Annotated in this window: 6 protein-coding genes; 3 read left to right on the top strand and 3 right to left on the bottom strand. The window is 57.6% G+C overall.

What is annotated here, in order from left to right; translation table 11 throughout:
- The first annotated feature begins 29 nt into the window (after nt 1–29).
- The 3 genes from JTM80_RS18710 (at nt 30) to JTM80_RS18720 (ending at nt 10,629) form a co-directional block, all read left to right on the top strand.
- Nucleotides 30–1,223 (top strand): 2-isopropylmalate synthase, encoded by a 1,194-nt coding sequence (locus JTM80_RS18710; protein ID WP_172355491.1) that lies wholly within the window; start codon nt 30–32, stop codon nt 1,221–1,223.
- Between the two features lie 186 nt (nt 1,224–1,409).
- On the top strand, nt 1,410–9,572 hold the full coding sequence (locus JTM80_RS18715; protein ID WP_205370060.1) for a type I polyketide synthase: 8,163 nt from the start codon (nt 1,410–1,412) through the stop codon (nt 9,570–9,572).
- A gap of 418 nt (nt 9,573–9,990) precedes the next feature.
- Entirely contained in the window at nt 9,991–10,629 is a 639-nt protein-coding gene (locus JTM80_RS18720; RefSeq protein WP_205370062.1) for an acyloxyacyl hydrolase, read from the top strand.
- A gap of 3 nt (nt 10,630–10,632) precedes the next feature.
- On the opposite strand, the gene JTM80_RS18725 is transcribed toward JTM80_RS18720, so the two are convergent.
- The 3 genes from JTM80_RS18725 to JTM80_RS18735 all read right to left on the bottom strand — a co-directional run bounded on the left by JTM80_RS18725 (nt 10,633) and on the right by JTM80_RS18735 (nt 14,414).
- The gene (locus tag JTM80_RS18725) at nt 10,633–11,865 is read right to left on the bottom strand and encodes a glycosyltransferase (protein ID WP_205370064.1); all 1,233 of its coding nucleotides are present in this window, start codon (nt 11,863–11,865) and stop codon (nt 10,633–10,635) included.
- Between the two features lie 63 nt (nt 11,866–11,928).
- A complete protein-coding gene (locus JTM80_RS18730) occupies nt 11,929–12,693 on the bottom strand; it encodes an aspartyl/asparaginyl beta-hydroxylase domain-containing protein (RefSeq protein ID WP_205370066.1) in 765 nt (254 codons plus the stop codon).
- Nucleotides 12,678–14,414: a glycosyltransferase family 39 protein gene (locus JTM80_RS18735; protein WP_205370068.1), complete on the bottom strand. Its 1,737-nt coding sequence runs from the start codon at nt 14,412–14,414 to the stop codon at nt 12,678–12,680. The genes JTM80_RS18730 and JTM80_RS18735 overlap by 16 nt, the downstream gene beginning before the upstream one ends.
- Nucleotides 14,415–14,419 lie beyond the last annotated feature (5 nt).

Consider the following 14,419-nt stretch of genomic DNA (forward strand, 5'->3'; position numbering starts at 1 on the left):
TCTTGGGACCGAGTCCGACCTGCAATCCTATGGAGACCATTCACCTGATCATCGCCGACGAAACGCTCCGCGACGGAGAGCAGCAGGTCGGAGTCTGTTTTAGCAAAGACATAAAGCGCAGGCTGGCCCACGAAATCGCCAGCACTGGGGTTCACTCGCTCGCCCTGATGCCCGCCGTTCACCCGGTCGAGGAGCAGTTGACGAAAACGCTGGTAGCCGATGGGCTGGGGGGCCAACTGGCGGCCTCCACAATGATGAGCAAAGCCTGCATTTGGCAGTCCCAAACGACGGGGGTGCAGCACATTATTTTGTTTCATGCTGTGTCGGATCGGCTGCTGCTGCTGCGCGACCCAGAGATGCAGGTGGCGGAAGGCGGCCAGGCGCGGGAGGCAGCGCTGCTCAACGGCATCAAGGCGACCCCGGCTCAGGTGCAGATGGTGCGAGCAAATATGTGCCGTCGCGTCCGCCAGCATTTGGAATACGCGGCTCAGCTTGGACTGCGAATTAGCTTTGCAGCGGAGGATGCCAGCCGCGCCGATTTTGATTTTTTGGTGGAATGCATTAACCAGTTTTCGCCCTACCTGGAGCAGTTTTTGCTGTGCGATACGGTGGGCTGCCTTACGCCAGAAAAATCCTACATCTGGATTCACGATTTACTCGCGTCGGCCCGCTGTGCGCCGCTGATTGTGCATTTTCACAACGACATGGGGCTGGCCCTGGAGAACACGATCCAGGCGGTGCGGGCCGGGGCGGCGGGGATCTCTGGCACCTTTGGCGGCATCGGGGAGCGGGCGGGCAATGTGGCCATCGAGCAGGTGCTAAACGGGCTGCGGCTGCGGTTTGGCTGGGAGGTGGCGGGGATAGACTATGAGGCGATCGCCCGCGTCGGCCAGCACCTTGACCAACTGGGCGCACGGGCCTATCCGCCCTATTCGCAGGCGGCCCAGCGTCACGAAGCCGGGATTCATGTGCATTCCCTAATGCGCGATCGCCTCTCCTACGCCATTTTTCCCTACGGGCAGCCCGAAATCTGGTTCGGCAAACACAGCGGCGTAAGCAACATTCGCTACTTGTTTGAACACTGCCTGCAAAAGCCGCTCGACCGAGAAAAGTACGAGCAGATCTGCCAGGATATTAAAAATCTTTCAATCCAGCAAAACCGCTCGTTTTCCACCGATGAAATCCTCCAGTGGCTCCAGGAACAATCCTACGATTCCGCCTAAGCCAAACCAGGGCTGATTTTAGACTGCCGATTTTGGAGCATTAAATTAATTTGTTGTCTATGCGAGATTTTCAGCTATTTTCTGTACAGAATTGAGCCGAGAAATTAACATAAAACCCAAAATCTAAAATCTAAAACCCAAAATTCTCCCTTCTCTATACTCACCTGTCCACTGACCGACTCGCGTATGCCCCCAGAACCCATCGCAATTATTGGAATTGGCTGTCGCTACCCCGGCGCTGATTCTCCCGACGCTTTTTGGCAGTTGCTTAAAAACGGTGTCGATGCCGTCACAGAAGTACCGCCCGCTCGGTGGAACAAAGACCAGTTTCAAGCAGTGGCGAATACAGAATCAGCCAGAGCCAGTCTGCGGTGGGGCGGTTTTTTAGAACAGGTCGATCAGTTCGACCCGCTGTTTTTTGGGATTGCGCCCCGCGAAGTGAACACGATGGACCCGCAGCAGCGGCTCTTGCTGGAGGTGGCGTGGGAGGCGATGGAGGATGCAGGCATTGTGCCGGAGCGCCTGCGGGGAACGGATACGGGCGTGTTTGTGGGCATCGGCACGCACGACTATTCCATCATGCTGTGGCAAGACCCCATTGATGACCCGTATCTCACCACAGGCACGGGCAACTGCATCGCCGCCAACCGGATCTCCTACCTTTTTGACCTGAAGGGGCCGAGTCTGTCGGTGGATACCGCTTGCTCTTCCTCGCTAATTGCCATTCACCTGGCCTGTCAAAGCCTGTGGACGGGTGAATCGACGATGGCGCTGGCGGGCGGCGTGAATGTGCTGCTGCTGCCGACGGTGACGCTGGGCTTTGCGCGGGGCGGGTTCATGTCCACCAGCGGGCGCTGCCGCAGCTTTGATGCCAGGGCCGATGGCTACGTCCGCAGCGAAGGGGCGGGGATGGTGCTGCTGAAGCCCCTGTCGCAGGCGCAGGCGGATGGCGACCCGATTTATGCCGTGATTCGGGGCACGGCAGCAAATCAGGATGGGTTCAGCAACGGCATGGCCGCGCCGAATGTAGACGCGCAGGAGCGGGTGCTGCGGGCGGCCTATCGGCGGGCGGGCATTTCCCCAGGGCAGGTGCAATATATCGAAGCGCACGGCACGGGTACGAAACTGGGTGACCCGATCGAAATCACGGCGCTAGGCCGAGTGCTAACGGAGGAGCGTCCGGCAGGTAACTTATGCGCGGTGGGTTCGGTGAAGTCCAACATCGGGCATACAGAAACGGCAGCGGGCGTAGCAGGGGTGATTAAAGCCGCCCTCAGCCTGAAACAGGGGCAAATTCCGCCTAGCCTCCATTGCCAAACACCCAATCCGCAAATTGGATTTGACTCACTGCCGCTGCGAGTGCAGACGGAGTTAACGCCGTGGAAATCCAGCCCTGCGATCGCCGGAGTGAATTCCTTCGGCTTTGGCGGCACGAACGCGCATATCGTCATGCAGGAAGCACCGCCGCCTGCTGAACAGAATGGGGCTAAGAATGCCCCTAAGAAGATAAATAAGAAGGTAAGCAAGAAGCTAAACAAAAACTCAAAAAAGAAGCAGATCGATGCGCTATTGGAACGTGAATCGGAAGGCGATCGCCCGCCGTATCTGCTGATCCTCTCCGCCAAAAGCGAAACTGCCCTGCGACAGCTCGCGCACCGCTATGGCGAATACCTGACGAATCACCCAGAGACGGATTTGGACAGTTTGTGCTTTACGGCAAACACCGGGCGATCGCGCTTTTCCCATCGGCTGGCGCTGGTGGCAGCGTCTCCTGTGCAGATGCAGCAGCAGCTTCGAGCCTTTGCCCAGCGCCAGGAAACGGCCAATCTCACCTACGGTGTGGCTTCTCAAGCAGCTACAGAGGTGGCGTTTCTGTTTACGGGGCAGGGGTCGCAGGCGGTGGATATGGGGCGATCGCTCTACCAAACACAGCCGCTCTTTCGCCAAACGGTAGACAAAGCCGCGAAACTGCTGGAGCCGCAGCTTAAGCGTCCCCTCCTGTCGGTGCTGTATCCCGCGCCAGACCAGGCTTCCGAAGCCGCCGACTGGATCGATCAGACCGCCTACACCCAGCCAGCCCTGTTTGTGTTGGAATATGCCCTAGCGACGCTGTGGCAGTCGTGGGGCGTACAGCCTGCGGTGGTCATGGGCCACAGCATTGGCGAGTATGTGGCGGCCTGCATTGCCGGAGTGTTTAGCCTGGAGGATGCGCTGCGGCTGGTGGCGGCGCGGGGCCGGCTGATGCAGGCTCTCCCGCAGGGCGGCGGCATGGTGGCGGTGATGGCGGATGCAGAAACAGTGGCGGCGCGGCTGGGGACGGCAGAAACGGTGGCGATCGCCGCTCTCAATGGCCCGCAGTCTACGGTCGTCTCCGGCGAGAAAACGGCCCTGGCAAAGCTCACCGCTCAACTTACTGCTGAAGGCATCAAAACCACGCCGCTGAATGTCTCCCATGCCTTCCACTCGCCGCTGATGTCGCCCATGCTGGCGGAGTTTGCCCAGGTTGCGAATACCGTTGCTTACCACAGTCCGCACATTCCGCTAATTTCCAACGTGACGGGCGATTTTATGACTACGGACATTGCCACGCCCGACTACTGGGTTCAACACATTTGCCAGCCCGTGCGATTTAGGCAGGGCATGGACACCTTGCAGCAGCAGGGCTGTGGCGTGCTGCTGGAGATCGGCGCAAAGCCGATTCTGCTGGGCATGGGACGGCTGTGCGTGCAGGCCGGCGATCCCGATTTGGCGAAAACCATGCTCTGGCTGCCGAGCCTGCGACCAGGGCAAGACGACTGGCAAACGCTGCTCAGCAGCCTGGGAGAACTGTATGTTCGCGGCGTGGATATCGATGGGCAGGCGATCGCCCCTCCCTCTGCCCGACGGATTCCCAACCTGCCGACCTACCCATTCCAGCGACAGCGCTACTGGTGGCAGCCGGATCGCCCGTCTGGATCAGTCAGCCCGCCTGTACCCAGTCGCCCGCTTTCTCTAGGGCTGCATCCCCTGCTGGGCGAACGGCTGCGGCTGGGCGGCACCAGCGACATCCGGTTTGAAGCGCAAGTCAGCGCTGATGCCCCCGCCTATCTTGCGGATCATCGGATAGCCACGCAGCCCGTCTTTCCCGCCGCCGCCTATGCAGAAATGGCGATCGCCGCGGGTCGGGCCGTGGGGCTATCCCCAGTGGAACTGACTCAGGTTCGCATTGAGCAAGCGCTGCGGCTGTCGGCGGCTGCCACCCCGCTGCAACTGGTGCTGTCGCCAGAAGCAGGCGGCTATCGGTTCCAACTCTTAAGCCTGAACGCTGAGTCGGAGGCATGGACGCGCCATGTCACGGGCTTTTTGGCAGCAGGTCAGCCGTTGAGTTCCGGCCCTGCGCTGGCAGAGATCCAGGCGCAATTTCGTCAGCAGGCGATCGCCCCGCTGGACTATTACGCCCAGTTGCGCCAGCAACACCTGAACTATGGCCCTGCGTTTCAGGTGATTCAGCAACTCTGGCAGGGCGAGGGCGCTGCCCTGGCTCGTCTGCACCTGCCGGATACGCTGGGGACTGAGGCGGCGGCGTACCATCTGCATCCCGCACTTCTGGACGGCTGTTTTCAAACGGTGGCGGCTGCCTGCGGGCTGGACAGTGCCGCCGGAACTTACTTACCTACGGGCATCGAATCGCTGCGGCTGGGGGTTCCGGCCCAGTCCACGGTCTGGAGTTGGGTACGACAGGTTCGCGCTATGGCTCCACCGGAAAACGGCGGGCATTGGCATCAGACCAGCGAAGCCGCATTGCCCCTGGCTGCGGATTTACAGATTCTCAATCCGAATAGCGAACTCGTGGCTGAGATCACAGGACTGACCCTGCATCCCGTCGGCGAAATGTCGCTTCTGCGGCTGGCCGGCAGCACAGGATCTTCGCAGGTTGTAGAACGTGATCCGGCCCACTCCACAGAACTGCAAACGGAATGGATCTATACCCTAGACTGGCAGGCGGACGGGAATGATCCTCAGCCTGCACCTGCATCGGCTCAATCCCGCCATTGGATGATTCTGAGCGATCGCCAAAAGATTGGCCAACAGCTTGCAGAACTTCTGACCCAGCAGGGCGATTCGCATAGCAATCCCTTCGGGAATCGCGCATCACTGCTGTTTGCGGATTGGGGGTCGGATGGGACTTCGGCAAACAGCATGAATCCGCTGGATGCCGAAGAGATGCAGCAACGCATTGCAGAACAGGTGGCGATCGCCCCGGTGACCGATGTGGTGTACCTGTGGGGACTGGATGCGGAACCGTCCAGCACGGGCCAAACGCTAACCCAAACCTGCACCCAGCTTTGCGGCGGTGTGCTGCATCTGGTGCAGGCGCTCAATGCCGTTCAAAAATCCCCCACGCCCCGGTTGTGGATCGTCACGGCGGGAACACAGGCAATTGCCCCATCTGACCCGCCCACCCACGTCCCTGCGGCGGCGCTGTGGGGATTGGGGCGATCGCTGCGCCAGGAACAGCCCGACCTGCGCTGCACCTGCATCGACCTGGATGTGGTAGACCCAGACCCCGCCAAGACCCTGCTAGCGGCATTGCACCAGACCGATGCGGAAGACCAAATCGCCTATCGCCAGGGCACTCGCTACGGGGCGCGGCTGAGTCCAGATCTGGCAAAGCCCGCCCTGACGATTCCCGCTGCGCCCTCATTTCGCCTGGGCTTGACGCAATACGGCGTGCTGGATCACCTGACGCTGATGCCCTGCCAGCGGCGATCGCCCGGCCCTGGTGAAGTGGAGATCTTGGTGCGGGCGGCAGGCGTAAACTTCCGCGACGTACTGAACGCCCTGGGAATGCTCCAGCCCTATCTGGAACACATGGGCTTTGCCACGGCAGATGCAGTGCCCTTTGGCGGCGAGTGTGCAGGGACGGTGGTGTCCCTGGGCGAAGGCGTAACGGCATTCCGTGTGGGCGACGAGGTGATGGCCGCGCAGGCAATTGGCAGCCTGGGGCAGCATGTCACCGTGAATGCGAAATGGGTTGCGCCGAAGCCCAGATCCCTCACCTTTGCAGAAGCAGCAACGATTCCGACGGCGTTTCTGACAGCGGTTCACGGACTCTGCCAGTTAGCAAAGCTGCAAAAGGGCGAACGCATCCTGATTCATGCCGCAGCGGGCGGGGTGGGTCTGGCCGCAGTTCAGCTTGCCCTGCGCCTTGGTGCAGAGGTCTACGCCACGGCCAGCGCACCCAAACAGGACTTCCTCAAGTCTCTCGGCGTGCAGCATGTGTTTGATTCGCGCACACTGGCGTTTGCCGACCAGATCGCCAAAGTCACGAACGGACAGGGCGTGGACGTGGTGCTGAATAGCCTCAACGAAGACTACATTCCCCGCAGCCTGGAACTGCTGTCGCCCAAGGGTCGCTTCGTCGAAATCGGCAAGCTCGGCATCTGGACATCGGAGCAGGTTCGCGCCCTGCGCCCCGATGTGGACTATTTTTCGTTTGACTTGCTGGAGGTGTCGCAGGCGCAGCCAGACTACATTGCGGCGCTGCTAAACGAACTGACCGACCAGTTCCAGCGGGAAGCGTTGCAGCCGCTCAAGCACACGGTGTTTGAGATTGCCGAAGCGCCGACTGCCTTTCGCTACATGGCCCAGGCAAAGCACATCGGCAAGGTGGTGATGACGCTGCCGCCCGTGCTGCCCCAGCAGCCTGCGGTTCGCCCCGATGGAACTTATCTGATTACGGGCGGGCTGGGGGCGCTGGGCCAACTCACGGCGCAATGGCTGCTAGAGCAGGGGGCAAAGAGCCTGCTGCTGGTGGGGCGCAAGGCTCCCTCAGCGATCGCCCAAGCCTGGATCGACGACCTGAAAGCCCAGGGAGTGGCTGTCATCCCAGCCCAGGCAGATGTGGCAGAACCGGGGGCGATCGCCCCTCTGCTAGAACGCTGTCCCCTACCGCTGCGGGGCGTGGTTCACGCGGCCGGCGTGCTGGACGACGGCATCCTGCAAAACCAGACATGGGAGCGCTTTCAGGCGGTGCTGGCTCCCAAGGTGCAGGGAGCCTGGAACCTGCATGAACTGACGCGATCGCACGATTTGGATTTCTTCGTCTGCTTCTCGTCAGCGGCGGCGCTGCTGGGTTCGGCGGGTCAGACCAACTACGCCGCTGCCAATGCAGCGCTGGACAGCCTGATGCATCATCGCCGCCAGTTGGGGCTGCCGGGCCTCAGCGTCAACTGGGGAGCCTGGGCCGTGGGCATGTCTACGCAACTGATGGAACGAGAGCGGCAGCGGCTCGAAGCTCAGGGCATGAGGCTGATTTCGTCCGCGCAGGGGATGCCACTTTTGGCTGAGCTATTGCGGCAAAACCCGGTGCAGGCGGGCGTGTTGCCCATCGATTGGGCCAGGTTTCGCGCAGCCCAGGCAGGACAGGAACTATCGCCTTTTTTTGAGCGCGTGCTACCCGCCGCCCCCGTTGCCACCCCTGCGGCCTCTCCGCTCTTGCAAAGCTTGCAGCAGGCGGGCGATTCCGGGATGGATCACGTTGCGAATCGTCTGGAGCGATTGCAGCAGTTTATCCAGCAGCAGTTGGCCAAAGTCCTGGGCTTTAGCGCACCGGAACTGATTGACATTCACGATCAGTTTTCGGACTTGGGGATGGATTCGCTGATGGCGGTGGAATTCACCAACCGACTCCAGGCAGGGCTGGGCTTCTCCATTTCGCAAGCGCTGCTGCTCGACCATTCCAGCGTGGCTGCCCTGGCGGAGCATCTGGCCACAACGCTGTTTCAAGACGATACCGCTGCGGGGAAAGGAGTAGTCACAACACGGCAGGCGATCGCCCAAACCGGGCAGTCTATTGCAATGGACATTGCCACAGCCACAGACCTTGCCATTGCCACAGCCACAGACCTTGCCGCAACGGAAACGACCGCCAGAGAAGGAGAAGACGGGCGATCGCCCTCGTCCTTGCAGCACCCTGAACAGTCAGATTCGCCACCCTCTAGGACAAATCAGGAGAACACCAACCTGAACGGACTGACGAATGCAAGTATTTCCGCCGATCGAGTCGGGAACAGCAGCCTCTATACCCCTCAGCCGGATGCGTCGGGTTCAAATCTAGGTTCAAATCTAATCGCTCATTCTGAATCAGAAAATCTTGAGGTTCCAGAATCCTATTATCACTTTCATCTCACGCCTGAGTATCAGAACCTGCGACAGGAATTGAATCGAGTAGAAGAACTCGGAAACCCCTTTTTCATGCAGCATACTGGGATTTCCCGCGACACCACTGAGATTCATGAAAAAACATTCATTAGCTACGCCAGCTATAACTACCTGGGCATGTCCGGTGATCCGATTGTGACCCAGGCGGCGATTGCTGCGGTGCAGGAATATGGCACGTCGGTTTCCGCCAGTCGCGTTCTGTCAGGCGAACGCCCTTTCCACCGAGAGCTAGAACAGGAAATTGCTCGGTTTTTGGATACTGAGGATTGTCTGCTGTTCGTTGGGGGCCACGCCACAAACGTAACGACCATCGGGCATCTGTTTGGTCGCCAAGACTTGATCCTCTACGATGCCCTCAGCCACAACAGCATCCGCGAGGGCTGCAAATTGGCAGGGGCGACGCTGATGGAATTTCCGCACAACGATTGGCGATCGCTCGAACACCTGTTGTCCCAGCATCGTCTGCGCTATGAAAAAGTGCTGATTGCCATTGAAGGCATCTACAGCGCGGATGGCGACATCGCTCCCTTGCCAGACATTGTGGCGCTGAAAAAGCGTTTCAAAACCTTCCTGCTGGTGGACGAGGCGCACTCCATTGGCGTGTTGGGGCAGAGCGGTCGCGGCATTGGAGAACATTTTGGCATTGCAGCCCGCGACGTGGATCTGTGGATGGGAACGCTGAGCAAGTCGTTTGCAAGCTGCGGCGGCTACATTGCGGGCAGCAATGCGCTGGTGGAGTACCTAAAATATACGGCTCCTGGTTTTGTGTACAGCGTGGGCATGACTCCTGCGAACACGGCAGCCGCCCTCGCCTCGCTGCGACTGCTGCAACGGGAGCCAGAGCGAGTTCAGCGGCTCAGAGCGCGATCGCAGCTATTCCTCCACCTCGCACAAGACCACGCACTGAACACGGGCAGCAGTGCAGACACGCCGATTATTCCGGTCATCATCGGCGACTCCCAGCGAGCGATTCAGCTTTGTCACCGCATAATGCAGCATAGGATTCATGTGCAGCCGATGGTCTATCCCTCGGTGCCCTACGATCGCGCTCGTTTGCGGTTCTTTTTGTCTTGTTTACATACGGAGGAGCAAATTCACCTTACTGTATCGGCGATCGCCAAGGAGATTTCGCGATTGAATTCTTAGTTAGTTAAATTTCTAACCCCACCTAATGTCAGGCTATGACCCGCACTGTTCATGCTCTTGTTCCAAAAACGTGAATTCAGAGCTTACAGCAACTCTCAAAAGCTGAGCGTGAGCAGATCCAAAACCCATCAAAAAAATGACATTTTCTATTCCTAATAACCTTGTAAGAGCCTCCTCTTTGAATCACCAGTCTGTTTCTTCTAGGATTTCCTACACCGCGCTAATTCTGACAACATCGTGGAGCGCTGTCGTGCTTTCTCCGATGTCAGCCCTTTCCCAGGAAGCATTACCCCAAGACGATATTTCCCCAGCTTCTATCCCCGCATTGGTTGAATCTTCTCCATCTGCGTTGCTGCCCGCCGCATCGACGGAATTCTTGCTTCCACCAGATTCAACTGATGCGATTGCGGAGAGTCCGATGCCGCTTACGTCTTACCAGGCGGCGGATTTGCTGAATATGGAAGCGCCGTTGCCATCCGAATTGGCCGCTACTGCCGACTACCCACCGGAGCCAGATGCAGACGGGAGGGCGATCGCCCAGGCTGAGCCAGCCGCACCATCCGCCCCAGAACGCTTTGGAGCCGTTGGGCAAAATTACTGGTACGCGCAGGCAGGGCCGTCCATTTCCTTCGATCCAGATGATGACGGCTTTGCAGCGTTTGGGCTGGCGGGCGCAGGCATTACGGACTTCTTTGCCCATGGGCACAGCATTAACCTGGAATTGAATAAGCTCAAGTTCATTCAGCCAGGAGACGATGCGGTGGGTCTCAATCTTGGGCTGATCCTGCGCTGGCACTTTGTACGAGAAGACACCTGGTCGCTATACGTGGATGGCGGCGCAGGGTTTCTGGTCACCAGTGAAGACGTGCCCGCAGAGGGTGGATCGCAGTTCAACTTCACGCCCCAGGTCGGCGGCGGTGCAACCTTCCGAATGCGAGACCAGGAACACCTCATGGTAGGGCTGCGCTGGCACCACATTTCCAACGCCGAGCTATACCCACCAAACCCCGGACGCGACAGCATTCTACTCTACGTCGGCTATATGTGGCCGCGCTGAGGATTAGGGGCTGGTAGCAACAGGCAGGCGCGAAGCCCAAAGGCTGACCAGGCGATCAACTGCCTGATCCCAACCGTAGGGCTGCACCCAGTCTCGCGCCTGCTGCCCCAGGCGTTGCCGCAGGTCTGGGTCTTCGATAAGCAACTGAAGTTTTTCGACAAAATCGGCCGTGTTGTCTGGCTTATAGAGCAGACCGTTAACTCCGGGCTGAATGCTGTCCAGAACACCGCCTGCCGCTGGAGCAACGGCGGGAATTCCAGCAGCAAAAGCTTCAAACAGCGTCAGCCCTTTGGTTTCCTTCTTGGAGGTTGTGACGTGGATATCACTATTTGCCATAAGCGCAGGAATCTGATTTGGAGACACGCGACCCAGCAGGTGAAAATCGACCACGCCCGTTAGCGATTGACGGATGGTATCCCGCAGTTCGCCATCCCCCGCAATCAGCAGCGAGATGCGATTTGAACCCAGTTTTTGGACTAACTTTAGAACTGCTTTCAGCGTGAATTTCCAGCCCTTGTCTGGGGTTAATCGCCCTAGGAAAAGAAGTTTTGTGCGATCGCCCACCTCGATTCCATAGGTCTTTTCAAAAAATAGTTCCTGCCGGAGAGTCGGGCTAAAGACAGCTAGATCAACGCCCAGCAATTCTTCGTATAGTGCATTCCTAATCCCCAGTTTTTGCAGCTTTTCATAGGTGGTTTTGCTGCCCGTTAGCGTCACATCATAGGCGTTGAATACCCGCTGAGTAATGAACACTTTGCAAAGCCACCTCACTAAGGTTTGCAGCGGGGCTGGCAGCGGAAAAAAGTCGTCAATATATTCCAAGAAATTGGTGTGATAGAAGCTGGTGCAGGGGATCTGGTGCGTCTTCGCATGGGCGATCGCCGGAATTTTGCCAAAGCCAAGAAAGAGGCGATCGGGTTCATCCACATGAATAACATCAGGCTGAAATTGCGCCAATCTTGGCAGCACAAGATCATAGGATGTTGAGGTAACATTGCGCTCAAACTCAACCCCCATAAATGAGGTGCTTGGCAAATTGATAACTTCTACACCAGGCAAAAAATGTCCTGTATAGTCTGCCCAATTTGGATAGATCGATTCCAGCAATTCATAGCTTGGACAAAACACTAAGACCTGATGACCCAACTCGCTCAGTCGCTTCAATCTGTGGAGGAGAGTGACTGTCACCCCATCGATTACGGGCAGAAAGCCAGACGTAAGAATTGCAATTTTCATATATAAATTTAGCTGTTAAGTTAATTATTAAGCCTTGTCACTCTTGTCACTGGTTTGGGTCGATTATTTCTGCCTGGCTTCCCACTCTAAAAGATTTTTGCGACCGCTCTGTACATAGGGCGACCAGGCAATCAGTTGGATCATAAACTGATTGAACCAGGATACGGGCGCACGCATTGGACGGATGAAATCAACAAACAAAATTACGCGCATGTCATCTGTATGATTCCAGGCGGAATGAGGAAACGTATCGTCAAAAATCAGGCTTTTTCCCTCCTGCCAGTGGCTCACTCCGCTGCCCACCCGAATGCCGCACCGCTCTGCCGCTGAGGGTACTTTTAGCCCCAAGTGATAGCGCAACAATCCCTTATAGGGGCCGCGATGTTCTGGGATAGCTTTATGGGGCAGCAGGATAGAAAAGAATGCCGTTTTCATGCCAGGAATCTGTTCAACTAGGCGCGTCGTTTCGGGGCAGCGCAGGCAGTTTTGCTCTGCTTTGTAGCCATAACCATAGAGAAAGTAGGTCTTCCACAGATTGTCCTGAGTGATGCTGATCTGATCCGTGGAGATGTCTTGAAAATTGGGAATGGAATACACGTCTTCCAGCAGATTGTCTAACTCTGCTCGAATCGTTTTCCAGTTTGTTTCTAGAAGTCCAACCCAGGGAAAGTGCTGAACTTCAAAAAAAGCCCCGTCACCAACAGCAGAATATTTCGCAATTAGATCCTCTAAGCTTCTGACTAGCTTTTCCCCTTGATGAACCGCAAAGGCTTTGTGCTGTTTCTGGAATTGATCGATTAAGGATTTCATAATCATGGAGAAGAGCAAGATTGGTTAACTTTCCAGAGAGACAGAGCCAGTTCATTGGGAACTAGTTTTTGGGGACGATAGGTTTCTTGAACGGGTTGGTTTGTTTCAGTTTGAATGCGGGTGATTAACGCTGCTGAAGGATTCAAAAAAAACACAGGCTGGCACGGTTCTAATAATAGGCGATCGCCCCTCCAATTCTCGCCTATCGAGGCAATCACCTGGATCTGCGTTTGGGGCTGCAAGTCGAGACTGAGGGAGACCAGATCCATCGCCTGGGCAGGTTCGGCAATCAGGCGAGGGGGAAGGGTCTGGCCAGTGGTTTGGTTAATCAACGCGGCGATCGCCCGATTGTGCAGATTGCGACTTTTCTGGTACTTGGGCGGCTGCTGAAGTTGGAAGCCGTAGGACAGAAAGCACAGGGCAACCAGGCAAAGCATCAGCCCCCGCCCAAATCGCCGCCGAGAGGGGGATTTGGCGCAGAGTGAGTCAGTGAGGTAAGAAGACAGCACCAAAATCATACCCAGGTGAAACGGCAGCAAATAGCGGGCAGCCGTGGAAAGCTGGCTATTGCGGACAACATCTAGCCCCAGCAGCAGGGCAGGAATCGTCAGGGCAAACAGCACGACAAATCCCCAGACCGGGCGTGGTCTGCGGCGGACGAGATGGCGGAGGGCGATCGCCAGCAGCAGCACCAGCAGCATGGAGGTCAGCAGTTTGGCGACGGTCGGCAGGTCGGGGGACAGCGTGGCGGGTACGTCAAACAGCAAAATGGAGGTGTTGTAGAGCCAGATTGCCAACAGCGGCAAAACGCCCATCGGCTGACGCATCCATTCAGTATTGGCTTGCAGGGTATCCCAGCGACCCAGCACGACAAACACCCACGGGAGAAATAGCCCGACTGCCAGCGTCGCTGCCTGGAGGAACCCACACCGCTGAGCGCGAGTCCGAGACGGGTCGCATCGCGAACTGCCCACTCCCAGCACATACAGCCCATGCCCCAGAAACACCAGCGCCGTCAGCAGCGACGTATACAGCCCCACCGCCATGCTGAATCCATAGGTCAACCAGCGCCGAAGCGAATGCGGCATCTCGTTCCCAACGGTGTTCTGCTTCACGTTCTGTTTCATGTCCTGTTTCATGCTCTCTTTTGCGTACCCCATCGCGTTCCATAACGCCAAACTGCTCCACAGCAGCGTGACGCTCCACAGGCTGTAGGGACGCGCTTCTTGGGCATAGGATACGAAAAAGGGCGATAGAGCGAGCAACATCGTGGCGATCGCCCCGGCAGTGGCAGAATTAAACAACTGGCTAGCCAGTCGCCCGATGAGCGCAAGTGAGATCAGGCTGAATAGAACCGAGAGCGATCGCACGGCGACTATGCTGCTGCCCCAAAGTTTTGTCCAGCCGTGGGCTAGCAAGAAATAAAGCGGGGCGTGTTCGGGGCTTTGAGCCAGGGCACGGAGGACTTGGGTCAAGGGCAAATCGGGGGCGGGATGCAAAAACTGCTGGAGGTCTGCGGGCGTGCGAGGAACGCCGTCGCTGAGTTGGGCGGTGACTTCGGCGCGGGTGTAGCCAGAAATGCGAACCGAGGTGGCGACTTCATCCACCCAATACACGCGATCGCCCAGCCCATACCCCCGAAACAGGATGCCAGCCAGAATCAGGAATACCAGCAATCGTCCCAGGATTTGACCCGGATTTTGCAGGAATTTGAGAGGCGATCGCGCTACATGAAACATCGCAA

The sequence above is a fragment of the Thermoleptolyngbya sp. PKUAC-SCTB121 genome (assembly GCF_016919485.1).
Taxonomy (GTDB): Bacteria; Cyanobacteriota; Cyanobacteriia; order Elainellales; family Elainellaceae; genus Thermoleptolyngbya; species Thermoleptolyngbya sichuanensis.

What these genes read in the sequence shown, in the direction of transcription:
- JTM80_RS18710 (WP_172355491.1), top strand. Translation starts at nt 30, where the DNA reads ATGGAGACCATTCACCTGATCATCGCCGACGAAACGCTCCGCGACGGA.
- JTM80_RS18715 (WP_205370060.1), top strand. Translation starts at nt 1,410, where the DNA reads ATGCCCCCAGAACCCATCGCAATTATTGGAATTGGCTGTCGCTACCCC.
- JTM80_RS18720 (WP_205370062.1), top strand. Translation starts at nt 9,991, where the DNA reads ATGCCGCTTACGTCTTACCAGGCGGCGGATTTGCTGAATATGGAAGCG.
- JTM80_RS18725 (WP_205370064.1), bottom strand. Translation starts at nt 11,865, where the DNA reads ATGAAAATTGCAATTCTTACGTCTGGCTTTCTGCCCGTAATCGATGGG.
- JTM80_RS18735 (WP_205370068.1), bottom strand. Translation starts at nt 14,414, where the DNA reads ATGTTTCATGTAGCGCGATCGCCTCTCAAATTCCTGCAAAATCCGGGT.